Origin of the sequence: Nostoc sp. C117 (genome assembly GCF_043099735.1) — a bacterium.
GTDB lineage: Bacteria > Cyanobacteriota > Cyanobacteriia > Cyanobacteriales > Nostocaceae > Nostoc.
This window is the reverse complement of record NZ_CP170991.1, coordinates 5528645-5554698: the sequence shown is the minus strand read 5'-3', so window position 1 is coordinate 5554698 and position 26054 is coordinate 5528645. Positions and strand designations below refer to the sequence as shown.

Annotated in this window: 20 protein-coding genes, 30 tRNA genes and 2 pseudogenes; 12 read left to right on the top strand and 40 right to left on the bottom strand. The window is 43.2% G+C overall.

Annotation, left to right across the window (positions count from 1 at the left end):
• Window positions 1-129: 129 nt before the first annotated feature.
• Both ACFG4S_RS24030 and ACFG4S_RS24025 read right to left on the bottom strand, forming a co-directional pair.
• Entirely contained in the window at window positions 130-1857 is a 1728-nt protein-coding gene (locus ACFG4S_RS24030) for a succinate dehydrogenase/fumarate reductase flavoprotein subunit (RefSeq protein ID WP_392531462.1), read from the bottom strand.
• 249 nt (window positions 1858-2106) lie between these two features.
• A complete protein-coding gene (locus ACFG4S_RS24025; protein WP_392536065.1) occupies window positions 2107-2424 on the bottom strand; it encodes a hypothetical protein in 318 nt (105 codons plus the stop codon).
• Window positions 2425-2861: 437 nt separating this feature from the next.
• Here ACFG4S_RS24025 and ACFG4S_RS24020 point away from each other — a divergent pair, with 437 nt between their 5' ends.
• Window positions 2862-3701: a hypothetical protein gene (locus ACFG4S_RS24020; protein ID WP_392531461.1), complete on the top strand. Its 840-nt coding sequence runs from the start codon at window positions 2862-2864 to the stop codon at window positions 3699-3701.
• A gap of 69 nt (window positions 3702-3770) precedes the next feature.
• On the opposite strand, the gene ACFG4S_RS24015 is transcribed toward ACFG4S_RS24020, so the two are convergent.
• From ACFG4S_RS24015 to pds, 4 genes are all read right to left on the bottom strand, one after another.
• Window positions 3771-5039 (bottom strand): ABC transporter substrate-binding protein, encoded by a 1269-nt coding sequence (locus ACFG4S_RS24015; protein ID WP_392531460.1) that lies wholly within the window; start codon window positions 5037-5039, stop codon window positions 3771-3773.
• Between the two features lie 194 nt (window positions 5040-5233).
• Window positions 5234-5325: transfer RNA gene (locus ACFG4S_RS24010), tRNA-Ser, on the bottom strand.
• A 113-nt stretch (window positions 5326-5438) separates the two neighbouring features.
• Window positions 5439-6371, bottom strand: a complete 933-nt coding sequence (gene crtB / locus ACFG4S_RS24005; RefSeq protein ID WP_392531459.1) for a 15-cis-phytoene synthase CrtB — start codon at window positions 6369-6371, stop codon at window positions 5439-5441.
• Complete coding sequence (gene pds, locus ACFG4S_RS24000; protein ID WP_392531458.1) at window positions 6355-7794, bottom strand: 15-cis-phytoene desaturase; 1440 nt, start codon at window positions 7792-7794, stop codon at window positions 6355-6357. The genes crtB and pds overlap by 17 nt, the downstream gene beginning before the upstream one ends.
• A gap of 443 nt (window positions 7795-8237) precedes the next feature.
• Here pds and ACFG4S_RS23995 point away from each other — a divergent pair, with 443 nt between their 5' ends.
• Window positions 8238-8360, top strand: coding sequence for a hypothetical protein (locus ACFG4S_RS23995; RefSeq protein ID WP_392531457.1), 123 nt, complete (start codon window positions 8238-8240; stop codon window positions 8358-8360).
• 299 nt (window positions 8361-8659) lie between these two features.
• Window positions 8660-9748 carry a glycoside hydrolase family 3 N-terminal domain-containing protein gene (locus ACFG4S_RS23990; protein WP_392531456.1) on the top strand — a complete coding sequence of 363 codons (1089 nt, stop codon included), beginning with the start codon at window positions 8660-8662 and terminating at the stop codon, window positions 9746-9748.
• 148 nt (window positions 9749-9896) lie between these two features.
• Here the strand turns inward: ACFG4S_RS23990 and ACFG4S_RS23985 are convergent.
• From ACFG4S_RS23985 to ACFG4S_RS23840, 30 genes are all read right to left on the bottom strand, one after another.
• Window positions 9897-9967 (bottom strand) — tRNA-Lys (locus tag ACFG4S_RS23985).
• A gap of 156 nt (window positions 9968-10123) precedes the next feature.
• Window positions 10124-10206, bottom strand: a tRNA-Ser gene (locus ACFG4S_RS23980).
• Window positions 10207-10213: 7 nt separating this feature from the next.
• A tRNA-His gene (locus ACFG4S_RS23975) sits at window positions 10214-10287 on the bottom strand.
• Between the two features lie 6 nt (window positions 10288-10293).
• Window positions 10294-10367: transfer RNA gene (locus ACFG4S_RS23970), tRNA-Ala, on the bottom strand.
• Window positions 10368-10372: 5 nt separating this feature from the next.
• Window positions 10373-10449, bottom strand: a tRNA-Ala gene (locus tag ACFG4S_RS23965).
• 5 nt (window positions 10450-10454) lie between these two features.
• A tRNA-Arg gene (locus ACFG4S_RS23960) sits at window positions 10455-10528 on the bottom strand.
• Between the two features lie 6 nt (window positions 10529-10534).
• Window positions 10535-10610 (bottom strand) — tRNA-Val (locus ACFG4S_RS23955).
• 5 nt (window positions 10611-10615) lie between these two features.
• Window positions 10616-10687, bottom strand: a tRNA-Gly gene (locus ACFG4S_RS23950).
• Between the two features lie 10 nt (window positions 10688-10697).
• A tRNA-Gly gene (locus tag ACFG4S_RS23945) sits at window positions 10698-10768 on the bottom strand.
• Between the two features lie 54 nt (window positions 10769-10822).
• Entirely contained in the window at window positions 10823-11689 is an 867-nt protein-coding gene (locus tag ACFG4S_RS23940) for a TIGR02452 family protein (RefSeq protein ID WP_392531455.1), read from the bottom strand.
• Between the two features lie 51 nt (window positions 11690-11740).
• Window positions 11741-11813 (bottom strand) — tRNA-Thr (locus tag ACFG4S_RS23935).
• Window positions 11814-11908: 95 nt separating this feature from the next.
• Window positions 11909-11981 (bottom strand) — tRNA-Leu (locus ACFG4S_RS23930).
• A gap of 5 nt (window positions 11982-11986) precedes the next feature.
• A tRNA-Leu gene (locus ACFG4S_RS23925) sits at window positions 11987-12063 on the bottom strand.
• Between the two features lie 4 nt (window positions 12064-12067).
• A tRNA-Leu gene (locus tag ACFG4S_RS23920) sits at window positions 12068-12141 on the bottom strand.
• A 3-nt stretch (window positions 12142-12144) separates the two neighbouring features.
• Window positions 12145-12218 (bottom strand) — tRNA-Pro (locus ACFG4S_RS23915).
• Window position 12219: 1 nt separating this feature from the next.
• Window positions 12220-12297 (bottom strand) — tRNA-Leu (locus ACFG4S_RS23910).
• 6 nt (window positions 12298-12303) lie between these two features.
• Window positions 12304-12380: transfer RNA gene (locus ACFG4S_RS23905), tRNA-Leu, on the bottom strand.
• Window positions 12381-12385: 5 nt separating this feature from the next.
• Window positions 12386-12461, bottom strand: a tRNA-Gln gene (locus ACFG4S_RS23900).
• Window positions 12462-12464: 3 nt separating this feature from the next.
• Window positions 12465-12537 (bottom strand) — tRNA-Gln (locus ACFG4S_RS23895).
• Between the two features lie 94 nt (window positions 12538-12631).
• Window positions 12632-12703, bottom strand: a tRNA-Asn gene (locus tag ACFG4S_RS23890).
• A gap of 6 nt (window positions 12704-12709) precedes the next feature.
• Window positions 12710-12784, bottom strand: a tRNA-Phe gene (locus ACFG4S_RS23885).
• 81 nt (window positions 12785-12865) lie between these two features.
• Window positions 12866-12940: transfer RNA gene (locus ACFG4S_RS23880), tRNA-Arg, on the bottom strand.
• Window positions 12941-12944: 4 nt separating this feature from the next.
• A tRNA-Ser gene (locus ACFG4S_RS23875) sits at window positions 12945-13034 on the bottom strand.
• 4 nt (window positions 13035-13038) lie between these two features.
• Window positions 13039-13121: transfer RNA gene (locus ACFG4S_RS23870), tRNA-Tyr, on the bottom strand.
• 7 nt (window positions 13122-13128) lie between these two features.
• Window positions 13129-13200: transfer RNA gene (locus ACFG4S_RS23865), tRNA-Glu, on the bottom strand.
• A 9-nt stretch (window positions 13201-13209) separates the two neighbouring features.
• A tRNA-Trp gene (locus ACFG4S_RS23860) sits at window positions 13210-13281 on the bottom strand.
• Window positions 13282-13284: 3 nt separating this feature from the next.
• Window positions 13285-13358: transfer RNA gene (locus ACFG4S_RS23855), tRNA-Ile, on the bottom strand.
• Window positions 13359-13365: 7 nt separating this feature from the next.
• Window positions 13366-13438: transfer RNA gene (locus ACFG4S_RS23850), tRNA-Cys, on the bottom strand.
• Between the two features lie 3 nt (window positions 13439-13441).
• Window positions 13442-13518, bottom strand: a tRNA-Glu gene (locus ACFG4S_RS23845).
• A 4-nt stretch (window positions 13519-13522) separates the two neighbouring features.
• Window positions 13523-13596 (bottom strand) — tRNA-Asp (locus tag ACFG4S_RS23840).
• Window positions 13597-14345: 749 nt separating this feature from the next.
• On the opposite strand from ACFG4S_RS23840, the gene leuB reads away from it, so the two are divergent.
• The 4 genes from leuB (at window position 14346) to accD (ending at window position 18203) form a co-directional block, all read left to right on the top strand.
• Window positions 14346-15434 (top strand): 3-isopropylmalate dehydrogenase, encoded by a 1089-nt coding sequence (gene leuB, locus ACFG4S_RS23835; protein WP_392531454.1) that lies wholly within the window; start codon window positions 14346-14348, stop codon window positions 15432-15434.
• 90 nt (window positions 15435-15524) lie between these two features.
• The gene (locus tag ACFG4S_RS23830; protein WP_392531453.1) at window positions 15525-15785 is read left to right on the top strand and encodes a hypothetical protein; all 261 of its coding nucleotides are present in this window, start codon (window positions 15525-15527) and stop codon (window positions 15783-15785) included.
• A gap of 109 nt (window positions 15786-15894) precedes the next feature.
• Window positions 15895-16716, top strand: a complete 822-nt coding sequence (locus tag ACFG4S_RS23825) for a prepilin peptidase (protein ID WP_392531452.1) — start codon at window positions 15895-15897, stop codon at window positions 16714-16716.
• 536 nt (window positions 16717-17252) lie between these two features.
• On the top strand, window positions 17253-18203 hold the full coding sequence (accD, locus tag ACFG4S_RS23820; protein WP_392531451.1) for an acetyl-CoA carboxylase, carboxyltransferase subunit beta: 951 nt from the start codon (window positions 17253-17255) through the stop codon (window positions 18201-18203).
• A 151-nt stretch (window positions 18204-18354) separates the two neighbouring features.
• Here the strand turns inward: accD and ACFG4S_RS23815 are convergent, their stop codons facing one another.
• The 3 genes and pseudogenes from ACFG4S_RS23815 to ACFG4S_RS23805 form a co-directional block, all read right to left on the bottom strand.
• Window positions 18355-19281 carry a trypsin-like serine peptidase gene (locus ACFG4S_RS23815; RefSeq protein ID WP_392531450.1) on the bottom strand — a complete coding sequence of 309 codons (927 nt, stop codon included), beginning with the start codon at window positions 19279-19281 and terminating at the stop codon, window positions 18355-18357.
• 165 nt (window positions 19282-19446) lie between these two features.
• Window positions 19447-19722, bottom strand: coding sequence for a hypothetical protein (locus tag ACFG4S_RS23810; protein WP_392531449.1), 276 nt, complete (start codon window positions 19720-19722; stop codon window positions 19447-19449).
• A 94-nt stretch (window positions 19723-19816) separates the two neighbouring features.
• A pseudogene (locus tag ACFG4S_RS23805) lies at window positions 19817-21874 on the bottom strand (CHAT domain-containing protein); the annotation flags it as partial.
• 79 nt (window positions 21875-21953) lie between these two features.
• Between ACFG4S_RS23805 and ACFG4S_RS23800 the strand changes: the two are divergent.
• Window positions 21954-23282 carry an IS701 family transposase gene (locus ACFG4S_RS23800; RefSeq protein ID WP_392530294.1) on the top strand — a complete coding sequence of 443 codons (1329 nt, stop codon included), beginning with the start codon at window positions 21954-21956 and terminating at the stop codon, window positions 23280-23282.
• A gap of 54 nt (window positions 23283-23336) precedes the next feature.
• Here ACFG4S_RS23800 and ACFG4S_RS23795 read toward each other — a convergent pair.
• A pseudogene (locus ACFG4S_RS23795) lies at window positions 23337-24455 on the bottom strand (tetratricopeptide repeat protein); the annotation flags it as partial.
• Between the two features lie 316 nt (window positions 24456-24771).
• Here ACFG4S_RS23795 and ACFG4S_RS23790 point away from each other — a divergent pair.
• From ACFG4S_RS23790 to ACFG4S_RS23775, 4 genes are all read left to right on the top strand, one after another.
• Window positions 24772-25020, top strand: coding sequence for a hypothetical protein (locus tag ACFG4S_RS23790; protein ID WP_392531448.1), 249 nt, complete (start codon window positions 24772-24774; stop codon window positions 25018-25020).
• Window positions 25010-25387, top strand: coding sequence for a type II toxin-antitoxin system VapC family toxin (locus ACFG4S_RS23785; protein ID WP_392531447.1), 378 nt, complete (start codon window positions 25010-25012; stop codon window positions 25385-25387). Before ACFG4S_RS23790 ends, ACFG4S_RS23785 begins: the two co-directional genes overlap by 11 nt.
• Before the next feature lie 89 nt (window positions 25388-25476).
• Window positions 25477-25701 carry a type II toxin-antitoxin system HicB family antitoxin gene (locus tag ACFG4S_RS23780; protein WP_392531446.1) on the top strand — a complete coding sequence of 75 codons (225 nt, stop codon included), beginning with the start codon at window positions 25477-25479 and terminating at the stop codon, window positions 25699-25701.
• Window positions 25694-25936, top strand: coding sequence for a type II toxin-antitoxin system HicA family toxin (locus tag ACFG4S_RS23775; protein WP_392531445.1), 243 nt, complete (start codon window positions 25694-25696; stop codon window positions 25934-25936). The genes ACFG4S_RS23780 and ACFG4S_RS23775 overlap by 8 nt, the downstream gene beginning before the upstream one ends.
• Window positions 25937-26054 lie beyond the last annotated feature (118 nt).

Genomic DNA, 26054 nt, shown 5'->3' with positions numbered 1-26054 from the left:
TTGGTTATGTGCAATTTTTTTACCCAACAGTAAGTAAAAGAATATACTAGAGACGCGATAAATCGCTGTCTCTACAGGGAATTTATCCATCAATTCTTGACGGACTAATAGAAAGATTTTTAGCTTTGGCTAGTATTTCCTCTCTTTCGGCTCAAACATAGTAATCGCCACTGGGCGATATTGAGTGTCAATTCCCGCTGGTGAATAGTAAGCCATTGTGTGCTTGAGAAAGTTAGCATCATCGCGCTGGGGATAATCTTCGCGGAAGTGTGCGCCCCGACTTTCTTGACGATTTAGGGCTGATGCCAAAATTGTCTGCCCCACTACCATCAAACTTCGCAGTTCCAGAGCCTCCACGAGTTCGGTATTCCAGCAAGTACCTTTATCATCTAAATAAATTTGCGGATATTGCTGTTGGATTTCTGCTAATTTTTGTAACCCTTCACTCATTAATGCCTCAGTGCGGAAAACGCCACAGTAATCAGTCATACAATCCTGGAAGGCTTGCCGGACTTGGTTAATGCGATACTCTCCTGGTTGTTCTAGTAAAGCTTGAATTTCTTGCTGGGCTTCTTTTAGGTAGCGTTGTTCATCCACAGAGGGGAACTTACGTTTTTGCACAAATTGGGCGATCGCCGCCCCAGTTCGTTTACCATAAACTACACACTCTAACAGTGAATTACTCCCCAACCGATTCGCCCCATGTACGGAAACACAAGCTGTTTCCCCAGCCGCAAAGAAAGCTTCAACTAAACCATCGCCACTACTGCGGACTTGACCATCGGTGTTCACTGGGATACCACCCATACAATAATGAATTGTTGGGCGGACTGGCATCGGTTGAGTTACAGCGTCAATACCTACTAGGCGATGGGCTTCTTCCCAGCAGAAGGGAACGCGACTCATAATTTTTTCTTTGCCCATGTGTCGCAAATCGAGATAGACAAAAGGACCTCCGGCACTACCATCGGCATGAATACCACGACCGGCACGAATTTCGTAAGCGATCGCTCTTGAGGTAATATCACGAGGAGCCAATTCCATCCGACTAGGTGCATAGTTGGTCATAAAGCGATCGCCCTCGGAATTAATCAGATAAGCCCCTTCACCGCGCACTGCTTCCGAAATCAGCACCCCTACCGGATACAAACCAGTGGGGTGGAATTGGACAAATTCCATATCTTCTAGAGGCAAACCGGCGATCGCCGTCATAGCCAAACCATCACCCGAAGAAGCGTAATCATTGGAAGTGGTATTATAAACGCGACCATAGCCACCCGTGGCAAACATTACCGCCTTAGCCCGCACCACCTCAATATGTCCATCTAACAAATGAAACATCACCACACCCTTAGCCTCATTTTCTGACAAAATGAGACGCATCACATACCACTCTTCATATACTTGCACTCCATAACGCCGTAGGTTGTTAACCAACTCGTGCAAAATTGCATGACCTGTCTTGTCTGCGGCGTAGCAAGTGCGGTTATGAGAATGTCCGCCGAAAGCCCGTTGAGCAATGCGCCCATCCGCTAAACGAGAAAATAAAACGCCCATATGTTCTAAGTCAATTACCACGCCAGGCGCTTCCTGAGTGAGAATGGCCACAGCGTCTTGGTCTGCTAAATAATCAGAACCCTTGACAGTATCAAAAGCATGTGCTTCCCAGCTATCTTCCGAATCAACATTTTTCAGCGACGCAGCCATACCACCTTGAGCCGCCACCGAGTGCGATCGAATTGGGTGGGTTTTGGCAACCACAGCAACATTTAAACTGGGATCGGTGCGGGCAATTTCCACAGCAGCGCGACATCCCGCCAATCCACCACCAACAATAATCACATCGTGTTCCAGCATAATTAGCCCTCGACTGCAAACCACTGCTGTTCTATTGTAGAGATGCGATTAATCAGGTAGTTATAATAACTGCGATCGCATCTCTACAAAAAAATCCCTGCCTATAGACAGGGATATGATTACAAATTTTGCAGTTAGGAATGAAAAGTTAGGGGCAGATGGAGTGACTCATAACTCATAAGTCTGCCAATCTTAAATTTTAGATTGAAGGAAAAATCTAAAATCCAAAATTGAATGACTCCTAACTATTTAGCTAGCGACTTGTACAGGTTGTTGCTGAGACACATTACCTGGGATAGGTTCCGTTTTAGTTCCCGCTCCTACAGGAATTAATTCAATATGATTTAACAATGTAGTCACAAACGCAAACAGTAAAAAAGGCAGCGATAGCAGAACGACGAGACCTACTGTTGCTAAAGCATATACTGGTTTCTTGGCACCCATTAGCGCCAACGCTGATGCCAAACTTATGGTAATTGTAATTAACCAAACAATTATTTGACCGTATATATCACCGAAGGTCAGGGTACAGACATAGCGATAGCTTTGAATATTATTTCCGCTCATCATATTTGCCTCAAGTCTCTCCTATAGGTTCTACCTTAGAGCTATGTTTGTCTTGTAGACAATTTCTAAATATTTTTGCAAGCTTCGTAACATAACTTCATATTTAGATTTTTTTGTTACATAAGGAAAATTCTCAGATTAAATCAATGAAAAATCAACAGTTATTAACGTCTTAATTAAGGATTTAAATCTTACGCAAGTCAAGTGTAAAAATCATAAAACTGTCTACAGTCAGAAGAATTTTGTCATCTGTCAAATTCAGGGTATTTGACGATATATATTGAATTTTTTGCTACTCAATTTTAAGTAAATAAATCCATAAACCCAGGATGTAAAAACCGATTTTTTGATGTTAAATTTTGAGTATTGCCCGAATTTGTTGACTTAAATCAACAAAAACCTTTATCTTTCGTGGCAATAGTGTTTTAGGAGTGAACGTGAGTACTATTTTTCTTAAAGGTGTTTTTTGGTTACCAGGTATCGCTGCTCTTACAGTCCTGAGTAGCGGCTTATCTGCAATTGCTCAAACAGCCGACATCGGAAACAGTCAGCCAGGAACCGAGTCTTCGGCAACTGTAGCGTCTCCAAATCAGTTAAGTACTAAATTGGAGAATGAAAGCCAAAATTTCTCTACGGAAACAACTGAGCCATCTACAGAAACTAATGTAACTAAAATACAGCAGTTACCCAACACTGCGACACAGGAAAACGCCAGTCTAACCCTCACACCCATTCCAGGGACAGTGGCAACTTCCTCTGCAATGCTTAATTCTGAGTCTGGGCAACCAAATTCTCAACCTATTTCTCAACCATCTGCTCCCAAAGTGGCACAATCAGATATTGAACTAGGTACAGCTACCCGTGGCGGTAGTAGCTATATTGGCGTTGCTGGTAATATTGGTTTGAGTGGTGGAGACTCTGCTTTAGGCGATGGCAACTTCGCAGTCATCAGCAAAGTTGGACTGACAAATTCTATATCGGTGAGGCCATCAGCTGTATTTGGTAACGATACTACAGTTTTAGTTCCCATCACCTACGATTTTTCGTTTAAGTCAGCAGATGCCTTTAGCGAACCCTTAGCCATTGCGCCTTATGTAGGAGTGGGTGCAGCTTACAAAACTGGTGATAATTCCAAATTTGCTTTTTTAGTATCTGGTGGCATTGATGTGCCTCTAAGTTCTCAGTTTACGGCAACAGCTGCTGTGAATGCGGGATTTTTCGATCAAACTGATATAGGTTTGATGTTAGGTGTTGGTTACAACTTCACAGGCTTTTAACAGTTAGGAGTTAGGAGTTATGAGTTTAATTTTAATATTTATAACTCTGAACTCTTAACTCCTAACTTTCTATTTAGGGGTAACTTTGTCAATTACCTTGATTTTGCCATCATCTCCCACTGTCCAGACATCGTAAACACCGACGACATCACCGTTAGCATCAACATCTACGTTGCCACTAGCTCCCTGGTAATTAATGTCTTTACCTTCTTTAAGTAACTTCAGTCCCTCGCAGACATCAGTAACTTCTGTACCAGGACCATCAGCAACTTCACGGATTTTGCTAGCTATACCAACGCCCGTATTTTCTTTAGCAGCTTGCGCCGCCAAAACTAACAAAGCAGCAGCATCCCAAGTTTGGGGGGCAAATTCCCCTGGTGAACCACCTTTTTTCTCTTTCCAGAGCTTTTTGAGAGCATCTAATGCTTTACCATCAGAACCAGGTACTGTACCAATCGTTCCAGATACAATGTATTTACCATCATTGGTTTTGCCAACTTGAGCCGGAAATTCATCTGACTTCATGCCATCTGTCAGCATTACCTGCACCCCTTTACTCACACCTTGCTGATATGCTGACTTGAGCAGTAGGCTACCGGTTTCGACGTAAAAAACTCCCAGAACTCCATCCGGCTTACCAGCAAAAGCAGCAGTGGCTTCAGTTTCAAAAGTAGTTGCTTTAGGGTCGTAGCGGACAGGATTGTTTTTGTTGACTATGGTTCCACCCAATTTTTCAAAAGCTTGGACAAATGCTTTTTCAAAACCCACACCGTAGTCGTTGTTAATCACGATAGTGGATACTCGCTTCAAATTTCTTTTCTTGGCGACTTCGGCTAAAGCTGGTCCTTGGTAGCTATCAGGTGGGACTGTACGCGCCCAAAAGCTTTTGAAGTCACCTTTTTTGGCTTTTTCGGTAAACACAGGGCTGGTGCTACCTGGTGAAATCAGCATAACTTTATTTTGAACAGCAATTGAGACGGCTGCTGTGGAAACACTGCTGGCAAAAGAGCCAACAACCCCTGCAACCTTATCTACAGATGCCAGTTTAGTCATACCGGCAGCACCTGCTTTGGGGTCTGTTTGGTCATCTACAGCAACAAGGGTAACAGGTTGACCATTCACGCCTCCACAGGCATTGACGGTTTCAACTAGTAAGGGAACAGCCGGTGCCATCTGCTGTCCTATGGATGCTAAATCACCTGTTGTTGGCAACAGAGAACCAATTTTCAGTCCGCTAGCTGTAGGATTCTTTCCGCCAGAATCTTGACAAGCACCCAAGATTAAGCCACTTGCTAGAGTAGCTATACTCAAGGTTAAAGCTGGAATAATTCTTTGCATAGGTTACTTTCACTCCTCAAAATACTTAGGAGCCTAAAAGTAGTATTCAAACTAGATTTGCAAATTAGTTTGATTTTCTCAGGACTCCAAAGGATAAATCATATCATCCCTCTGGAGGAGTAAAAGTTATTACTCTTAATATTAGTATTTTTGCCTCACACAGTTATGCTCTGTATGTATCAAAATCTGGAAAACGGAGAGGGAGGGATTCGAACCCTCGGTACGGAGTTGCCTGCCGTACAACAGATTAGCAATCTGCCGCTTTCGACCACTCAGCCACCTCTCCTGGGTCACGAATAAAAATATTAGCAGATTTATTTGGAGAAGTCAATAGTCATTTGTGATTGGGCATTGGGCATTGGTTATTTACAAATGACCAATGACAAATGACTAACTTCCTTAAAGAACTTGCGATCGCATCCAAGCCACTGGCAAAGAACATAACTTTTGCCACTGGGGCACGTAGGCGCGTCGAGTGAAGGCATTATAATCGTTGCGTTCAATTACGGTTAAAATCCCACTGTAATGCATCAGAGCCGCCCACACAGGCCAACGACCATCAGAAGATAGGTAGGAGATTCCTTTTTCTGCTTTGCGATAAAACTGTCTTGCCCGATCGATTTGAAAGCGCATCACCGAACGCCAGCGATCGTCCACTATACCCGCGAATAAGTCTTGCTCGGTATAGTTAAATCTTGCTAAATCTTCTAAAGGAATATAAATTCGCCCACGTCGGGCATCTTCACCGACATCCCGCAAGATATTGGTGAGTTGCTTGGCAATTCCCAAGGCTATTTCTTCATCGGTGGGAATATATAACTGTTGTTCTCCGTTCCACGGTGCTGTATTGTTGCTAGTATCCAACCCCATAACTGCTGTTGACATCAAGCCTACAGTGCCGGCGACACGGTAACAGTAGAGATATAGCTCATCGAAGGTTTCATAGCGACTGCGGTATAAGTCCATACGTTGACCGGCAATCATATCCCGAAAGGGCTGAATGTCCATCGGGAAGCGTTGAACAGTATCTACCAAAGCTACATCGAAATTATCCAATGGGCGTCCAGCAAAAATGGATTCTAGCTGCTTCTCCCATAGATCTAGGGTTTCTGGCGTGGTAATGGCAGATGCAGGACCATCTACCAGTTCATCTAAACGACGGCACCAAGCATAAATTGCCCAAATAGCAGGACGCTTTTCCTTGCTCAGGAGCAAAGTGCTGAGGTAAAAAGTCGTGGAATACTTGGCTATGAGATGACGACAAAGTTCGTAGGACTCGTCCACAGAGACCAGCGTTTTCATGCGCGCTTTGGATTCAGGCAGTTGCAGCATTCGTTGCAGGCGGTCGGGTGAGCGTTTGCAGGTTTGAGGGATTTGCTAGCGGGATGGCCTCAGAAATCGCCTGCGCTGTCAGCTTACCAGAAAGTACGGCACCTTCCATACTGCCTAAGTAGCGTTGCATGGTATAACTTCCGGCAAGATAGAAGTTGGCAATCGGCGTAACTTGTGCTGGACGGTACTGTTGACGACCAGGGGTCGCTTTGTAAACTGAACGCGGCGTTTTCACCACATGAGATTTCAGCAATGTTGCTGGATTGTCTCCCCCAAAGTGATCGGGAAAGAGTTTTTCTAACTCGGCAATTGTTGCAGCCACAATCTCCTCATCGGATTTGGCAATCCAATCTTTTGCCGGTGCTAGAACTAATTCCAGCATTGACCGATCTGGGTTGGCGTATTCACGGCAGGTATTGCTCATATCAGCATAAACGCTGAGGAGGGGCGATCGCGAAAATAGCAAGTGATCGATTTCTGTAAGTTTCCGGTCAAACCACAGATGTAGGTTAATCACAGGGACGCCTTCTAAGCCTTCTAGCTTCTGGAAAAACTCCATTTGCTTCCAAGGTTTAGGCAACATCACCTTCAGAGGGTCAACTGACATGGCAGATACATAAAAATCAGCCGTGAAAATTTCATCTTCTGCCCCATTTAACCCCCGAATCAAGTATCCTTTCACTGTGCCATCGGCATTCAGCAAAATCTCTTTCAACGGGGCATTTAACCGCACTTCTCCGCCTCTTTCTGTGATGTAATCGACCATAGGGCTGCATAGCCGTTCTGTGGGAGAACCATCCAAAAATGCAATCTTGGAGCCATATCGTTCTTGCAGAAAGCGATTGAGTGCAGTTAAGAGAATCGTTGCGGAAACTTCATCGGGATTGATAAAGGTGAGTGCTTTACATGCGGCGATAAAAACGTCACTAGTTACTCGCTCGTCAACACCTTGCCTTTTCAACCACTCTAAGAAGCTGTATTTGTCCATATCTTCAACATACTTTTGACCCCTAACCACTGCTGGTAGTAGGCCAATTGCAAATCGAATTTTCTGCTCCCAAGTCAACATGTCTTTGTTGCGAAGAATTGACGCAATCACGTTGAAAGGTGAGGGAATATCTGGAACATCAAAACGTGAGAGTGTTCCAGGTTTGTCCGGTTGATTGAAAATCAAAGTATGTTCTTTCCACTGGAGTCTATCTTCAATGCCCAACTCCTTAAGCAGTTGGAGCATATTCGGGTATGCCCCAAAGAAGGCGTGTAACCCGGTTTCGTACCAGTCGCCGTCAGAGTCTTTCCACGCCGCAACCAGACCACCCAGTACGTCCCGGCTTTCCAAGACAATGGGAGTGTGACCTGCGTCTGTGAGATATTTCGCGCAGGAAAGTCCTGCTAGACCAGCACCCGCGATCGCTACTCGCATTTAACCCTAATGCCCTTCAATATTTCTTAATGGTTTTGCCGTTCTCATTATACGTTGCAATCCGTTACATTTAGTAGTCGTTGTGCGATCGCTTTCCCCAAAAACTTCTGTAAAAGGGAATTTTGCCTGGCGCACACCTACCAAGATAACCCTTGTTGACAATGGCTTCGCAGCCTTTATTTTATCTAGATTTTAGACTACCAGATGTAGAGAAATAAAAGTCATTCTTTTGATTGAAATAAGTAGTTATTAACTGTTGTCTCAAAGTAGTTGATTTCTTTGAGAATCCGTGTATTTCCTTTGAGGAAAATTCTGGGCATTGGTTAAAGACCGCTAATTAATTTCCTGGTTACTTTCCTTCAGCAAAAAGAGAATCAATGTAAAAATAAAGACTACGTTAATTAATAATCAAGTATTTTAACTGTTGCAACAGATTTGCATATGTGAATACTAAATTAAATGAAAAGCTATTTGCTGCTTCTCATCAGCGGTTATTCACGATCGCACAACTTACCTTAATTTCAGTACAGAAGTTGCTAGTAAATCCTGCTGCATCCGATAGTTAGTTCTAAGCAAATTCTATTTGTAATATTAAACAATCTTGATGAGTAGGAGTAATTTCTTTATAGAAACAAAGTAGATCTTCTACAAATCGAAAACCAGCTTTGCTGCAAATTTTGACTAAAGAAAGATTCTGACTGTTTTTATAAATCAGTATTTTTTAAAGACTTGCCGAAAGATTAAAGATAATTGGGAACTGTTTCTTAGAGCTCTGCCCATGCTCCATAAAAGTGTAGGATGAGGTTTTATGCGCTTTAAGTTGAACATCCCAGTTGTTTGTTACACAACTATAAGGTAAAAGATTATGGCACGATCGCAGGAGCTAAAGCGATTTGGACATCACCTGATTTTGGGTATTTCCAGTAGTACATTAAGCGATGACGATAAACGCATACTCAGTGAAGTAAAGCCGATTGGAGTAATATTTTTTGCTAAAAATTTTCTGGATGGGAGTCCCTATGAGGTTTGGCTACAAAAATTCAAGGAACTGAACAATGAGATACGAGAATATACTGAACGTAATTCAATGTTTATGACTCTCGATCATGAAGGGGGTCGTGTTGTTCGCACACCGTTACCGATTACCCGATTTCCTCATGCGTTCTTGTTGCGATCGCACGCCCGCGAAGTAGCAAAAGCCACAGCATTAGAACTCAAATCACTGGGGATAAATATATCTTGGGCACCTGTAGCAGATATTTTTTCCCATCCCAATAACCCTGTGATTGGGTCTCGTGCCTTTGGTAGCACACCCGAAACTGCTGCTCAAGGTGCCCATGACTATTACCTTGGATTGCAAGAGTCAGGAATTATCGGATGCGCCAAGCATTTCCCCGGACATGGAGACACCAGTCAAGATTCTCATGTAGAGCTACCAATACTCAATTTGACTTTAGAAGAACTGCGACTTCGAGAACTTATACCTTTCAAAGCTTTAATCGAAGTGCAGATTCCTTTAATTATGACTGTCCATATCTTATTTCCTAAGATAGATCCTGATGTTCCAGGAACTCTTTCCCAGGTTATCCTTAAAACTCTACTGAGGGATGAACTCGGCTTTAAGGGAGTGGTTGTTTCTGATGACTTGGATATGAAAGCTATTTCAGATATGTTTATGAAAGCTGGTACTGTAGCGCGGTCATTTAATGCAGGCTGCGATCTATTTATTGTCTCGCGTAATATTAATTCATCATCTATTGAAAGAACTTATCGGATTGCTGAAGATTTTGCCGATTCTCTGAGTAACGGTAGCTTAAATGAAGCAGTGTTAGAAGCAGCTAAAGAAAGAATTGAGAAACTACTGGCAGCAACACCGCAATACCCTGTCCAAGCTCTGGATAAAGATATACTACTGCAACATGCTCAACTGGCGATCGCTAGTTCCTATTCATAACTTAACGTATATTAGCAATCGTCAAAAGGCTCCCTAGAATTGCATTTATTAATTTTGAATTTTGTTAGCGCAGCGTTAGCGAGTCCGCGATAGCGAAGCGATAGCGAGTCTTCGAGCGTCGCGTCATTTTGAATTTTGAATTATTTAGTGGGTGGTATAGGGGTCGAACCTATTTCTGCGGGTTAAAAGCCCGCTGCACAGCCGGTATGCCAACCACCCTGGTTAATTTGAATAAAAAAATGAGCAAGTGCGATCGCATTACATCGCAAACCTTGTAACACCAAACTTAGATATAAATCCACCAGGGAGGTACTGCCCCTCCTATTTCTGTGTTATCAGCACAGCGCCTCGCTTTTCGGCTCCAGGTGGAAAAAGAGGAAGATGGAGGAATCGAACCCCTACAGTTGCCCATACCCTGGTTTTCAAGACCAGTTGCCGTCCATTCAGCAGCATCTTCCATTGAGGGGCGTCTGACGGGGCTTGAACCCGCTATGACTGGTTCCACAAACCAGCGCCTCGACCACTTTGGCTTCAGACACCATCAGTGGAATCAATGGGAATTGAACCCATAACCTCCTGCTTGCAAGGCAGGCGCTCTAGCCATTTGAGCTATGACCCCATATTTGGTGGATACTGGTCGGAATCGAACCGACAACCTTCTAACAGCCAGTTAGACGCTTTACCAATTAAGCTACAGACCCATAGGCGGGAGTGGTAGGACTCGAACCCACAACTTTCGAGGTAGAAACTCGAAGCTCTATTCCATTGAGCTACACTCCCAATATTTGGTAGTCCTGGCAGGAATTGAACCCGCAACATTCTTCTTGTAAGGAAGACACTCTACCAATTGAGTTACAGGACTACGCAAGCGAGTGGAGGGACTTGAACCCACGCACTGAGTATGGCGTACTCAGATGCTACCGATTACATCACACCCGCAAGTTTTTAAAGCGGATAACGAGACTTGAACTCGTGCCTAGAGTTTGGAAGACTCGAATGCTACCGTTACACCATATCCGCACTATTGAAAATCAAAAATTACTTTTAGGGGTTGCTATTCGTGAGGAAAAATCTTTATGAATTCGAGGGAAATCGCCTTTGAAATTCTGTGAAAGTCCTGCTTTCTTTGCTCGAATCGAGAACCGAAAATAGAACGCTTTTAAATTTACCCCAAAATTGACCATTTACTAATAAGAAGTCTGCAAACATCTGAGCAACCATTGATGGATCGTTCCTAAAAACACCGCATCCCCAAGCTCCTAAAATTAAGGCATCGCAACCTTTAGAAGCAGCCAGAGATAATAATTTTTCACCGCGTTTATACAAGATTTCTCTGATTTTTTCTACACTTTCAGGCTCTTTTCTCCAAATTTGACCAGTATTAGGAGCGCAACTCGTAATAAAATCGACCAAATAAGCTTCTTCGAGCAGAGTGCCATCATCTTTTCGGAATACTGGACAACCAGGAGAGTAAATGATGTGATCTGAGTAGAGCAAGGATTTATGAGCGCGATGAAAATCGTAGTATTCGCGACACTTCAACAAGCTTTTGTACAGTGCAGAACTGCGTGTTAAGCTTTCTTCTTGAGCATGAGCGCCTTTGAGAAATCCACCACCAGGATTTTTAGCAGAAGCAAAACTGAGAACTCCAATTCTTTCAAATTTCTGCCTAGGCGTAGCCCATCGTAGACATCGCGTTGTGCGTTCGGCTCCCATAAGCGTTGTCTCATTTCTCACTGTAAATTCAGTCTTTGCAAATTGAGAATTACCTGAGAGAATATTTCGAGCGATCGCTGAAAGAGTTTCCGGCTCGTAGTATTCCGTCCCAGCAATACAGGATACTAATTCTCGGCCAATATTAATTTGCTTACCTTCAGGAGAGAAGTAGTGACCGGCTTCGAGAATTTTTAGGGTGTCTTGAGCGATCGCAATTCGTTTCATACTTTTTCATAGGATTTCCTAGTTACAAATTATCTCAGTAATTTATAATCAAGCTGGTAACAGGAATTGAACCTGCAACCTACTGATTACAAGTCAGTTGCTCTGCCAATTGAGCTACACCAGCTTAAATTTTGGTGACGGGGGCAGGAATTGCACCTGCTGATATGAGGCTTATGAGACCTCCAAGCCACTCTTGCTTCATCCCCGCATATTCACCAATACCCCTGACTGGATTTGAACCAGCAACCTCTTCGTTCTAAGCGAAGCGCCTCTTCCGTTGGGCTACAAGGGCAAACTTGGTACTCCCGACAGGATTTGAACCTGCAAAAAACTAGATCCTCGGTCTAGTGCGTCTTCCATTCCGCCACGAGAGCTTAGTACCCCTGACAGGATTTGAACCTGCAAAATCTGGACTCTGATTCCAGCACGTATGCCAGTTCCGTCACAGGGGCATATCGGGGTGACAGGATTTGAACCTGCGACATTCTGCTCCCAAAGCAGACGCGCTACCAAGCTGCGCTACACCCCGTTGGTACTCCTGGTGGGAGTCGAACCCACAACGAAACAGATTTTAAGTCTGCCACCTCTTCCAATTGGGCTACAGGAGCAAATTTTGGTACTCTTGGTGGGAATCGAACCCACAACTTACCGTTTTTGAGACGGCAGCCTCTTCCAGTTGGGCTACAAGAGCAAGTTTGGCAGCCCCGCCAGGACTCGAACCTGGAATCTTCGCCTTCAAAGGGCGCTATGTTGCCAATTACACCACAGGGCTTTATTGCCAGGGCAGGGTTTGAACCTGCAACCTCATCGTTCAGAGCGATGCGACTTACCAATTCGTCCACCCGGCAATGAGAGGACAAGGGGACAGGGAGACAAGGAGAAGAGGGAGCAAATCATCTCCCCTTGTCACCCCCTCCCCTTGTCCCCTTGTCCTCTTCAAGGCTGCCTCAGTAGGACTTGAACCTACAACCGCGCGGTTAACAGCCGCTTGCTCTGCCATTGAGCTATGAGGCAACGAAGCCCCCCAGGTCGGAATCGAACCGACGACCTCCTGTTCTTCAGACAGGCGCTAACTACCAACTGAGCTACCGGAGGATAAAGAGGAGAGATGGATTTTACCCAGTGGACTGGTTTAATTCAACTCGAATCAGCCACTCCATCATCTCTCCCATGTAACGAGAGCGGAGGGATTTGAACCCTCAAATCTTCAGTTTCGTAGACTGAGATGTTATCCAGTTACACCACACTCTCAAAACGGAGAGGACAGGATTTGAACCTGCGACGGATATTAACTATCCGCTTCCTCTTAGCAGGAGGACGCTTTGAGCCACTCAGCCACCTCTCCACAGTGGGTCGAGCAGGATTTGAACCTGCGTGCAAAAAAGAACAGTTTTACAGACTGTCGCCTTCAACCAGACTCGGCCATCGACCCATAATGATTCCCCTGACGGGACTTGAACCCGCAATCTCTGGTTTGAAAGAACAGCGACTTAACCATTCGTCTACAGGGGCATGATTGACGCAGGGACTAGGATTTGAACCCAGAACATCGGATTTGGAGTCACGAGGTGTTGCCGTTACACCATCCCTGCATTTGGTAGCAGTGGCGGGATTTGAACCCGCATCGACCCGGTTATGAGCCAGGGGCTTTACGTTAAGCTACACTGCGACACCAGAGGCTGAGGTGAGATTTGAACTCACGATGTCGGTTTTGCAGACCAATGCCTTCAACCACTTGGCTACTCAGCCGTTTGGGAGTCCCGACGAGATTTGCACTCGCAGTCTTCAGCTTGAGAGGCTGACGGCTTCAACTATTCGCCTACGGGACTTCAACCAGGGTGACGGGACTTGAACCCGCAACATTTCCGCAGACAACGGAACGCTCTAGCCAATTGAGCTACACCCCGATTTTTGGGAATCTGTGCCTAAAATTTTTGGTTTTTAGGCACATGTTTTGTTGGTGAACTTGCCCATTTATTATTCAGTTTTCAAGGTTCAGATAAATTAGCTTTTACTGTTAGAAAATCTTAGGAAAGCAACGGAAATTCTAGGTAATAAATCTGTTGGATATTCCTGATGTATTCAGTAGTTTGTAACAGTGCAAACTGAGAATTTTTTTCGTTTCTTGCCTCTACTTCCAATGGTTTGCAAGTAGAAGCCGCTTTGTTGATTGGGGACTTTGGTTTATTCCAACGCCTGTCCTTTAGTTGTATGTAGAACATCACTTTGACTCTTGAGAAGCTTGTCTTTCGCTTCATTACATTTATGCTACAAAATACTACAAGAGGTGTCAAGGGGTTTCAGAAAGTTTTTTTGAAATTATCTATAAAAGCTTCTGTGCTTAGGTTTGAACTCACTAAGCACTCTCAAAAATCACACTACAACTGATGAAATGATTGGATGAGTGTTTAAAAGCTTGATTAGGGAGACAACTACATCCAGTGACAAAGGATAATTGAGTTTTGAGTACGTCAACAGGTTGAAAATTAGCCAAAATCAGCGGTATTGTCTGGGCTTGTAAACTAATGGGTTATTGTGTTTGGTTACTGACGCAGGGATTCAGGCAGCAAACATCTAAATAAATTAAAAACTCCATCGGTACGTTTTGCTCGGTATGATATTTGATCTGCAAGCATTTACCCAATAGAAACGAGCTATGACCCAGAACTACCGCATTACACTATTACCCGGCGATGGCATTGGCCCTGAAATTATGGCAGTGGCGGTAGATGTGCTGAAAGTCGTAGGGAAGCAATTTGATATTCAGTTTGAATTCCCAGAAGCTCTCATCGGTGGTGCAGCAATTGACGCCACAGGCGAACCTCTGCCTTCTGCGACTTTAGATACTTGCCGCGATAGTGATGCTGTATTACTCGCTGCCATTGGTGGCTACAAGTGGGATTCTCTACCTTCAAATTTACGCCCAGAGGCAGGTTTGCTGGGGCTACGTGCGGGTTTGGGATTATTTGCCAATTTACGCCCAGCCAAAATTTTGCCCCAGCTAATCGATGCTTCGACTTTGAAGCGCGAAGTTGTGGAAGGCGTGGATATTATGGTGGTGCGGGAACTCACTGGTGGGATTTATTTCGGTAAGCCCAAGGGAATTTTTGCCACCGAAACGGGTGAAAAACGCGGTCTCAATACAATGGTTTACACCGAATCAGAAATCGATCGCATTGGACGAGTGGCTTTTGAAGCAGCCCGCAAACGCGGGGGCAAACTTTGTTCAGTAGATAAAGCGAACGTCTTAGAAGTATCTCAGTTGTGGCGCGATCGCATTACTCAACTTTCCTCAGAATATCCAGACATCGAACTGTCTCATCTTTATGTAGATAATGCTGCTATGCAGTTGGTACGCGCTCCCAAGCAGTTCGATACCATCGTCACAGGCAATTTGTTTGGTGATATTCTCTCTGATGCTGCTGCCATGCTCACAGGTAGTATTGGGATGTTACCTTCCGCTAGTTTGGGCGCTTCTGGACCTGGTGTGTTTGAACCAGTTCATGGTTCCGCCCCAGATATCGCTGGACTTGATAAGGCAAATCCTCTGGCACAAGTTTTGAGTGCGGCGATGATGTTACGCTACGGTTTAGATCAGCCGAAAGCCGCAGACAATATAGAAAAAGCCGTACTACAAGTTTTAGAACAAGGCGATCGCACTGGGGATATAATTTCTCCTGGAAAAAATCTTTTAGGTTGCCGCGCTATGGGCAATGCACTGATTTCTGCTCTTGAAGCTCAATAATTTCTTAATCCAACCTTGGCAATTTGGCAACCGTTGCCATAAGTTTCGAGTAGACTAGAGAGAAATCTAGCAATCAAATAACAGTCGATAGTGTACGCATTACGACAAGGCCAAACAACTTTTACCGCCCCAAAAAATCACCCGTCTTTGATTGACACCGCCGTAATCAGAGCCGCTGGGCAGATCTACTATACTCACTGTGAAGTACATCCCGAAATAGCTGGGCAACCTTCCGGTGTAGCAATTAATCGCGTGAATCATCGAGGTAAGGTTATTTTTACTAACCAGCCAGTTCTCTTACCTCAAGAGTGCTTTGTGCCCTTGAGTCAAATTGAATCGCACATGTATTAGTCATCAGTCATTGGTCATTAGTCATTAGTCATTAGTCATTAGCTCTCGACAAAGGGCAAATGACAAAGGATAAATGACAAAGGACAAATGACAAAGGACAAATGACTATATGGACATTTTGTTCGCCATCCCGGCGAGTGTAATTGTCTTTGCTTTGGGTGCATGTATTGGCAGTTTTATCAATGTTGTTGTTTATCGACTACCTGCTGGGTTGTCAATTCTTTGGCCACCTTCTCGTTGTCCACATTGCTTAAATCAGCTAAAAGCCTACGACAATATACCTGTATTCGGCTGGATTTCCTTAAGAGGCCGATGTCGATATTGCAAAAGCAAAATTTCTGTCCGTTATCCTGTGGTAGAGGGGGTAACGGGCATAATTTTTTTGCTGGTTTTTTTGGTATTCCAAGTTTCAACTTTAACAATAGGCTATTGGGCTTTTTGTAGTTGGTTATTGGCGCTATCGCTGATTGATTTAGATACAATGACCCTACCCAATGCACTTACTAAGTCGGGTTTAGTGGTGGGGATTTTATTTCAAATGATGGTTGGTTTTTTACCAGAGTCTAGTTCTGTAGCTTTGGTAAATCACCTGATGATGGCGATAGTTGGCGCAGTATTGGGCTTATGGCTATTTGAAGCGATCGTCCTATTAGCTTCGATTGCCTTCGGTAAAGCTGCAATGGGTACGGGTGACCCTAAGTTAGCAGCCATGATGGGAGCTTGGTTAGGCTGGAAATACTTGCTCTTGGCCAGTTTTATTGCCTGTGCGTTGGGAGCGTTAGTAGGTGGCGGTGCGATTATCGGAGGACGACAACGGTTAGGACAAAAGATACCTTTTGGGCCTTTTTTGGCTTTAGGATCTGTAATTACTCTGTTTGTTGGCGAAATTATTTTATCTACCTACCTGCGGTTGTTTTTTCCAGCGTCATGAATGGGGACTGGGGATAGGAATTAAAAATTAATATCCAATACTTAGTACCCAATACCCAGTCCCCGATCCCCAATCCCTCATAATAATTCGTGACTGTAACCTGCATTACCTCATCACCCCTTCACATTTTGATAAGATTTAGCTTGTGACTTGTATTACTCTGTTAACGACGATTATCCGTTAGCAAGCACAACTAATGAAACCAATGCTGATTGCTTATGATCCAGCAAAACGAATAATTGATTTGGGTAGGAGGAGAGAGCATCTTATTTGGAGGTTAGCATTTGTATGGCTTTGTCACTAGATTGATATAATAAGTCCTCTAAAAAAAGAGCAAAAGACTTGTATTGGCATAAGCATTTTCGTTAAGCTGGCAACCAAAGATGAAAATTAAGGTCTGAATTGCTTAAAAGCTTAATTTGACAATGTAGTCATTATTCATTGGTAAAAACAAATGTTTAATGGCTAATGGCTAAGGATAACCCGATATGGCTTGATATGTTTTCGATCTCATACCCACTTAAAATAAGATAAAAATGGCTAACAACGAAGAATCACGCGGTTTAAAGTCTCTATTTGATTGGTTTGCAAATCGACGTAAATCAGGGTCTACCAGCCTCGAACGTCAAGAACGTGAAATTGCTGATGGGCTATGGCATAAATGTTCTAGTTGTGGTGTGTTGACATACACAAAAGACCTGAGAGCTAATCAGATGGTTTGTGTCGAATGTGGTCATCACAATCGCGTAGATAGCGATGAACGTATCCGTCAATTGATAGATCACAATACCTGGAAACCACTGGACGAGCATTTGCGTCCAACCGATCCCCTGCAATTTCGCGATCGCAAATTATATAGCGATCGCCTACGGGAAATGCAAGACAAAATTGGCTTAATAGACGCAGTTAAAACTGGTTTGGGTCAAATCAATGGCTTGCCTGTTGCCCTTGGGGTAATGGATTTCCGGTTTATGGGTGGTAGCATGGGTTCGGTTGTGGGAGAAAAGCTCACCCGAATGATTGAGCAAGCCACTCAACGGCGCTATCCTGTAATTATCGTCTGTACCTCTGGTGGCGCAAGAATGCAAGAAGGAATGCTTTCCTTGATGCAAATGGCGAAAATATCCGCAGCCCTACAGCGCCATCAAGACGCTCGATTATTATATATTCCCGTTTTGACAAATCCTACAACAGGCGGTGTTACCGCTAGTTTTGCCATGTTGGGCGATATTATTGTGGCAGAACCCAAGGCAACTATTGGTTTTGCCGGTCGGCGAGTGATTGAGCAAACCTTACGCGAAAAATTACCTGAAAATTTTCAAACTGCTGAAGATTTACTCTTACACGGTTTTGTTGATGATATCGTACCTCGTACCCAATTAAAGAACACCTTGGCGCAGCTGATTGCCTTACACCAGCCTGTACTCACAACACCACATATGGTGTTATGGGAAACAATGTCTTTGACTTCTACCGCCGCAGAATAGAGTATGGGGCATGGGGCATTGGGCATTGGGTAATAGTTATTCTTCTCCCTGCTTTCTTTGCCTCCGCTGCCTCCCTTGCTGTGCCACTCCCCTATTTCCTGATAGAGACTATTCTAATTCTGACTCCTGAATTCTGCTCTATTAGGCTTGCTTAATTCCCTTGCAACCACTCATCCAAGCGAGACATTTCCACCGCACGATTCAACAGCAATCCATTAACCTCGTTTGAGCCGGAGTGGAGGGCGAAAATATAATATTTGCCGTTTATATTACCGATAATTGCACCTCCCGAAGCACCATGATTAGTATCACAGTTGTGGTAAAATAACTTATCTTGATGACGTAAAATACTGCATTTGAGGTGAACGCCAGCAGTCATACTTTCACCAGCAGTTAGAGTTTCATAACCTTTTTTCTTGGGGTTGGGAAAATCACCAGAATAACCTACCAAAGCGAACTTTTTCGTATCGCCAACCAAACGAGAAGATGGTAGGGATTTCCAGCCCAAATAACCATATTTTTTACCGATAGGCTTATTGAGCTTCAAAACCGCCCAGTCGTTTGCGTAATCTGCTAAATCGCCATTTTTAAAGTCTGTGCCGTAATAAACATTAGTGGCGTAGGCTATATCATTTTTACTTTTGACGACACCATTAACTAAGTTTGGCTCAAATGCGATCGCTTGACTAACTTTTCGGGTTTCTGGGTTAATGACACAGTGAGCATTTGTCAAAACAACGTCTTCAGCAATCAACGTTCCCGTGCAACTGTAACCACCACCATCAGCATCTACCCCCTCGATTTTACCAATGGCTGACCAAGGGTAGTCTCTGCTAGTCATGGGGATACGGTCATCTGAACCAATAATTGCTCGTTCTCCGGGGAGTTTTTCTTTCTGATTTAGCACGGAAGGCTCCCCTTTTCCTTCTAGTTTAAATTCTCCGGGATTTTCAACTTTGGTAAAGCTAGGTGGGGTTTGTGGTTCGGCTGAGACTGAAGCCCAAAACCCCAAAATTCCTACTCCAATTGTTGCTACGCAGGGAAGAATAAATTGTCTGGATGGAAATATGCTTTTCATGAAAAATCACTCCTAATAAATTTTGTCTTAGAGGATGTTTGAAAAGTCCTCTTCTCGGTAGCAAAACGTTTTAGATCCCCCTAAATCCCCCTTAAAAAGGGGGACTTTAATTGCGGTTCCCCCCTTTTTTAAGGGGGGCTAGGGGGGATCAATAAGTGCCTAAAATCACAGCCAACCACTTTTTAAACAACCTCTTACAGTATTTACTACACAGTGCCGTGTGCGACTTTCTTTCAAACCTAACCCCCAGCCCCCTTCCCTTTTGACCTGCACCTTAGTTGCATCGACCTGCACCTTTATTGCATTGACCTGCACCTTAGTTGCATCGACTTGTACCTTTATTGCATTAACCTGCATCTTAGTTGCATCGACTTGTACCTTTATTGCATTGACCTGCACCTTAGTTGCATCGACCTGTACCTTTATTGGATCAACCTGCAAAAATTAACTTAGCCTACGTTACGCAGCAACTCTAAAAGATTTGTGTGTACACCGTAGCCCTGTGAGGGAGAGGTTTGAAAAGGGGTTATAACGTTCACCGCCATTCACCCAGGAGGGTAAAAGCCGACCAAGAATAGGGGTTACGCCACTTTTCTTGTGACCACATTTTGAGTTGTGCGGCTCTGAGGGCAGCAGCCGGAGTTTTCCCTTGCTGCAACATTTGGCTGTAAAATTGGCTCATCAATAACGATGTCGCTTCATCATCAACACTCCATAAAGACACTACCACCCGTGCTGCACCTGCATACATTAATCCTCTTGTCAACCCCACTAACCCTTCTCCTTTAACTTCCTTACCCAGCCCGGTTTCGCAAGCACTCAGCACCACCAACTCCGCTGGGAAGTTGAGGTTAAAGATATCAGTGAGGCGTAAAAAGCCTCTTTGGGACTTACCTTGTTTATCTATCAGGGAAAGGACAATTCCTGATAACTCTGGGTCAGTGCTGTCTAGGAAGCCGTGGGTAGCAAAATGCAGCATCTTGTATTGACTCAGTTGGTCACTGGTAGCCCAGTTGTAGTTAGCGTCAAAACCAAAAGCTTGGATGCTCTCTGAGGGTGAGACAAGTTTGAGAATCTCCCGCGCCTCTTGTTCTGTGCCTTCGAGTCTTTGAATTTCGCTGCGGTTGATGTTTCTCATCGACCGCTTTAGGGCAGAGTTTTCTAGTTGCTGGTCAATGTTATTATTAGCAACATTGGAGGGTTTACCAGTAAATCGCTCATCATTAGCGCTAAATACTGGGTCTGCAAGGATAGCGAGGGTTTTCGGTGCTTTTATCCGCCCTTTGATTTGTTTCCTAAGAATGGCAATGGTGGAAGCGGAAGGTAAACTGATAATTTCATGGTTGATTACCAATGGTTGATAATTGACCTCTCCCCCAACCCCTCTCCTGGGAGGAGAGGGGAGTTTATCTTGCTCCCCCTTCCCTGATAGGGAAGGGGGCTGGGGGGTTAGGTCAGTTAATGCCGCAAAGGGAATGTATTGTAGGGCTTCATCACAAACAATTACTAGGCGTTTTTGCCCCAACTTATCAGCAACAGGCGCGAGGATAAGTTGACTCAGTTCATTAGCAGCTTTCGCCGTTTCTTCTGGGGAAACTCCCTGCATCCCCGGATTTTTTAAGTAATTGTTGTATAAATTCTTGGCTGCTTTGTCTATCTTTTCACGTCCTGGGAGTTCATAGCTATAGAGAGAATCGGGTGTGACAGCCCAAAGATAGCTACGTTCTTCACCTAAAGAATATTGCAATAGCAGTGTGTCTTTATCTAGTTGTTGCTGAATTTCTTTGAGAGTCAGAGGTTGGGGATATATCAAATCGGCATATTCAGGATTTTTGGCGCGGATTTGTATCTGAAGTTCTCGCTGTTGTTTGAGTATGTCTTCGATTTGTTGTTTAGTGTTCGCTAAAACTTGTTCTGGAGTTTCTTTTTTAGATGATAGTTCTGATAATAATTTTTCTTTAGCATTGATTTGCCATTGTAGACGGCGTTCTTCTGCTAAAAGTGTTGGGTCAATGCCTTTTTTGATGTCTATTTTAGCTTCGCTTAGTAGTTCAATTAGACCACGGGCGCGGGAGCGATCGCTAACTTCCAGTGCCAAAGCATCGTATCCTTTTGATGGGTCTTTTTTGTGCAGTTGCATCAGCAAGTCGATATAGAACTTGTAGTAGTCTTGGACTGAGGCAAAGTAAGAAGCGCGTAGTTCTTTGTCAGCTATTTTGGTGCGTAAATCTTCAATGATTTTAATAGCTGCTTGAATATGTGTTTGAGCTTGTTTTAGATTACCGCGATCGCGTTCTAGTTTAGCCATGTTAGAGAGGATGGTAGCTTCCCCTGACTTGTCGCTCACTGCACGAAGTATTGGTAAAGCTTGGTTGTAGTATTTGAGTGCTTCTTGCTTTTCTCCTAATGAGGAGTAGACTAAGCCAATATTGCTGAGGGTGGTGGCTTCCCCTCCCCTGTCCCCCACTGCACGAAGTATTGGCAAAGCTTGGTTGTAGTATTTGAGCGCTTCTTGCTTTTCTCCTAATGAGTTGTAGACTAAGCCAATATTGTTAAGGGTGTTGGCTTCCCCGCCCCTGTTTCCCACTGCACGGAGTATCCCTCTTCTGTCACTTTCCGGTTATTCTAAATAAAAGAATAAAAAAAGAAAACCCTGAAAGGTAAGTAGGGCAATGGATGTAGAATTACAAATTTTGAAACATTTGGCAAGAGATGCTCACCCAACAGTTGCGACCATAGATGAATATTGTGCAGAGTATAAAGACCTGTTTAAAGAAGTAAGAAATTATGAATGCTTCAAATATTTACATCTGGGAATAATGTCACAAATTAAAAGAAAATCATTACCAGAGATAGCGAAAGTCGTAAGTATAAACTCCGCACAGTCATTACATCATTTTTTAGCCAATTCAGACTGGTCAGTAGATAAATTAAAACAACTAAGATTAAATAAACTTAAAAAAGCACTAAATGGAAATGCGATTACAGTAGTAATAGATGAAACCGGAGATAGAAAAAAAGGTAAAAAGACTGATTATGTAGCCAGGCAATATCTAGGAAGTGTAGGAAAAGTCGATAATGGAATAGTTTCAGTCAATGCCTATGGAGTTTATTCTAATATAACGTTTCCATTAACTGTAAAAGTATTCAAACCCAAAGGAACGTTAAAAGAGGAGGATAAATATAAAACTAAAATAGAGTTAGCGTCAGACATCATTACAGAATTAATTGAATCAGGTTTTAACATTAAACTGGTACTGGCAGATAGTTTATATGGTGAAAGTAGCCAATTTATTAGAAAAGTAGCTGAATATAAATTAGATTATGTCGTAGCAATAAGAAGTAATCATGGAGTCTGGTTGCCAGCAGGACAAAGCGTTAGGGCTAATAAGTGGTGTAAATTTGAAAGAACATTTAGCAATCAAAAATCAGAAACCCGATACATTAGGGAAATAATTTATGGTAAAAAAAGAGCCATAACTTACTGGGAAATAACTACTGACCCAGAAACCATGCCAGAAAATTCTACAACATTTGTGATGACAAATCTTCAAGGAAAACTCAAAAAAACTTTAGGCGATTTATATGGATTAAGAACCTGGGTAGAATATGGATTTCGACAGTGTAAACAGGAACTCGGCTGGACAGATTATCGGTTCACAAATTTTCAACATATAGAAAGGTGGTGGGAAATTATTTTTTGTGTGTACACAATGATTAGTTTAAATTCTCCAGCCTTCTTAAGCTTAAATAAATCTCGTCAAATTGAAGCTGAGGTTCAAAAAAATAGTGATGTTGATTTTTCTAATCATCAACAATGGAACCATGAATGCGGATGGAAAAATACTCTAAATAATCTGCGTCTCATTGCCCAACCACTCTTACTATTTTGGTTAATTTATCCCTGGATACATATTTTCCCAAATTCTAAATTATTGCTGGGATTCAATCAATTAATTAGTGCAATGAATCAATTTAAAACCTGTTATGCTTCTGGATAATTTCACTTTGTTACTACTTGCTTATCTCGGAGAGTGACAGAAGAGGGGTATGAGTAAGGCTTGGTTGTAGTGTTTGAGCGCTTCTTGCTTTTCTCCTAAATCGTCGTAGACTATGCCAATATTGTTGAGGGTTATGGCTTCTCCTCCTCTGTCCCCGACTACACGGCGTATGGGTAAGGCTTGGTTGTAGTATTTGAGCGCTTCTTGCTTTTCTCCTAAATCGTCGTAGACCTTGCCAATATTGTTGAGGGTGGTGGCTTCCACTCCCTTGTCCCCCACTGTACGGAGTATAGGTAAAGCTTGGTTGTAGTATTTGAGTGCTTCTTGCTTTTCTCCTAATGAGGAGTACACAGCGCCAATATTGTTGAGGGTGGTAGCTTCCCCTCCTCTGTCCCCCACTGCACGGCGTATGGGTAAGGCTTGGTTGTAGTATTTGAGCGCTTCTTGCTTTTCTCCTAAATCGTCGTAGACCTTGCCAATATTGTTGAGGGTGGTGGCTTCCACTCCCCTGTCCTCGACTGCACGGAGTATGGGTAAAGCTTGGTTGTAGTATTTGAGCGCTTCTTGCTTTTCTCCTAATAAGTCGTAGACACCACCAATATTGTTGAGAGTGGTGGCTTCTCCTCCTCTGTCCCCGACTGCACGGCTTATGGGTAAAGCTTGGTTGTAGTATTTGAGCGCTTCTTGCTTTTTTCCTAATGAGTGGTAGACTAAGCCAATATTGTTGAGGGTGGTGGCTTCCCCTCCTCTGTCTCCCACTACACGGATTATGGGTAAAGCTTGGTTGTAGTATTTGAGCGCTTCTTGCTTTTCTCCTAATAAGTCGTAAACTCTGCCAATATTGTTGAGGGTGGCAGCTTCCGAGCCTTTATCATCAATTTGTTGCCAAAGCTTCAGCGCTTCTTGCCATTTCGCAATCGCCTGTCGCAGTGATTCTGCTGTACCTTGTTGATAAAGCTGCATCCCCTCTTGAAAAACCCGTTCCGCAGCAGCGCGAGTGGCATTTTGTTGAGTGGTTTCTGACTGCTGTGCTATCTGCAACCCTCGGTTTCTCGGTGTCGCTCCCACAGCATCAGCAAGCATTATCGCACTCAGCAATAAAGTTAAACTGTAGCGGGTCAATTTTGGTAGAAACCACCAGCAAACTCGTTGAGACTTTGCACTTCTCTTCATTCTGTAGCCTCACAGCCTCAATCAGTGATTATTTGCAGCTCTATCCCGTCGGCATCAATTCCGATTATTAGTAAATTATTTAATTGTCGCCAGTAATATTGCTGAAACTTTATGTTGATTTTATAGGTGCAGCTAGCGGACTCATCTGTGGTTGCAGTTTTGGTAACAGATTTTTTTGGGGCTAGGGGCTGGAGAAGAGAGAAAAATGAGAACAAGAGAAAATTTATCGTCAGCGACAAGAACCCCGACTTTTTTGAAAAGTCGGGGTTCTTGGGATCTGATTGAGCAATGTTCGCTCTACAAAATCTAGAATGAAATGAGGTTTACTAATTATTTGGCAATGGAAATTTTAAAACTGACGACTAAAATTGATGAATCAGGATATTTAAATCTTAATATTCCAACGCAGTTAGCGGCTGTTGAAGTGAACGTTGTAGTTGTTTTAAATCCAGTTTCTTTACAGGGAAAGCAACAACCTAATTATGATTTCTCCGATTTGGTGGGGCGATTAACTTGGCAGGGAGATGCGGTAGGAATGCAGAGGAATCTACGCGATGAATGGTAATCGCTACGTGTTGGATACGAATGCGATAGTAGCTCTGCTTCAAGGAAATTCTCAACTTATTCAATTACTTCAAGATGCTGATTGGATTGGAGTTTCAGTTATTAGCCAAATTGAATTTCTGGCGTTTTCTGGGCTGAGTCAAGAGGATAGTCAACTTTTTGAGCATTTTTTACAACGAGTTGAGGTTATCAGTTTAGTGGCGAGTGATGGTGTTTTAATTAAGAAAATCATTGAAATTCGCCAGCAATATCGGTTGAAATTACCAGATGCAGTAATTGCAGCAATGACGATTCAAAATTCAGCAAGCTTAGTGACTGCCGATCTAGAATTTGCGAAGGTAACAATTCTAACGGTAGTTAATTGGTAAATTAAACATTAAGAATAACCCGATCTCAATGTTGATTTTACGAAATTAATAAATCTATCTCAAGCAAAGATACATAAGGTAATTTTGATATGTCGTATAAAGTTAGCATTGTTATCGAAAAAGATGAATATGGATATTATGCTTATTCTCCTGAACTTCCTGGTTGTCAATCTCAAGGTGATTCCCTAGAAGAAGTACAGGCAAATATTAAAGAAGCAGTTGAGCTTTATATAGAAACCTTGTCAGATTCAGAAAAACAGGCGCTTCAGAACAAGGAAACATTCACAATAACCTTAGAGGTAAAAGTTGCCTAAGCTGCCACGTTTGACTGCAACAGAAGCTGAAAAACTTTTATTAGATGCAGACTTTATTCAAATTAGAAGTAAAGGAAGTCACAGGATTTATTTTCGAGAAGAAGTGAGAGTAGTCATTCCTTTTCATTCAGGAAAAATATTGCACCCAAAAATAGTTAAACAGGTTCTACAAGCCATTGAAATTTCTGAGAATGAAGCGACAGCAAAAGAAGTAATACCTGAGACTGATGAATAAAAATACCATCTCCCAAGCGTAATGGGCGGTTATAAACCGCGTCTACGCAAACAAAAGCTACCGATCCTGGGTTTGAAAACCTTAATTTGACCTTAGTCCGCGCAGGAGGACGAAAGCC

Coding starts and splice junctions, on each gene's coding strand:
- ACFG4S_RS24030 (WP_392531462.1), bottom strand. CDS start 1,857: ATGCTGGAACACGATGTGATTATTGTTGGTGGTGGATTGGCGGGATGT.
- ACFG4S_RS24025 (WP_392536065.1), bottom strand. CDS start 2,424: ATGAGCGGAAATAATATTCAAAGCTATCGCTATGTCTGTACCCTGACC.
- ACFG4S_RS24015 (WP_392531460.1), bottom strand. CDS start 5,039: ATGCAAAGAATTATTCCAGCTTTAACCTTGAGTATAGCTACTCTAGCA.
- crtB (WP_392531459.1), bottom strand. CDS start 6,371: ATGCTGCAACTGCCTGAATCCAAAGCGCGCATGAAAACGCTGGTCTCT.
- pds (WP_392531458.1), bottom strand. CDS start 7,794: ATGCGAGTAGCGATCGCGGGTGCTGGTCTAGCAGGACTTTCCTGCGCG.
- ACFG4S_RS23990 (WP_392531456.1), top strand. CDS start 8,660: ATGGCACGATCGCAGGAGCTAAAGCGATTTGGACATCACCTGATTTTG.
- ACFG4S_RS23940 (WP_392531455.1), bottom strand. CDS start 11,689: ATGAAACGAATTGCGATCGCTCAAGACACCCTAAAAATTCTCGAAGCC.
- leuB (WP_392531454.1), top strand. CDS start 14,346: ATGACCCAGAACTACCGCATTACACTATTACCCGGCGATGGCATTGGC.
- ACFG4S_RS23825 (WP_392531452.1), top strand. CDS start 15,895: ATGGACATTTTGTTCGCCATCCCGGCGAGTGTAATTGTCTTTGCTTTG.
- accD (WP_392531451.1), top strand. CDS start 17,253: ATGGCTAACAACGAAGAATCACGCGGTTTAAAGTCTCTATTTGATTGG.
- ACFG4S_RS23815 (WP_392531450.1), bottom strand. CDS start 19,281: ATGAAAAGCATATTTCCATCCAGACAATTTATTCTTCCCTGCGTAGCA.
- ACFG4S_RS23800 (WP_392530294.1), top strand. CDS start 21,954: ATGGATGTAGAATTACAAATTTTGAAACATTTGGCAAGAGATGCTCAC.
- ACFG4S_RS23790 (WP_392531448.1), top strand. CDS start 24,772: ATGAGGTTTACTAATTATTTGGCAATGGAAATTTTAAAACTGACGACT.
- ACFG4S_RS23785 (WP_392531447.1), top strand. CDS start 25,010: ATGAATGGTAATCGCTACGTGTTGGATACGAATGCGATAGTAGCTCTG.
- ACFG4S_RS23780 (WP_392531446.1), top strand. CDS start 25,477: ATGTCGTATAAAGTTAGCATTGTTATCGAAAAAGATGAATATGGATAT.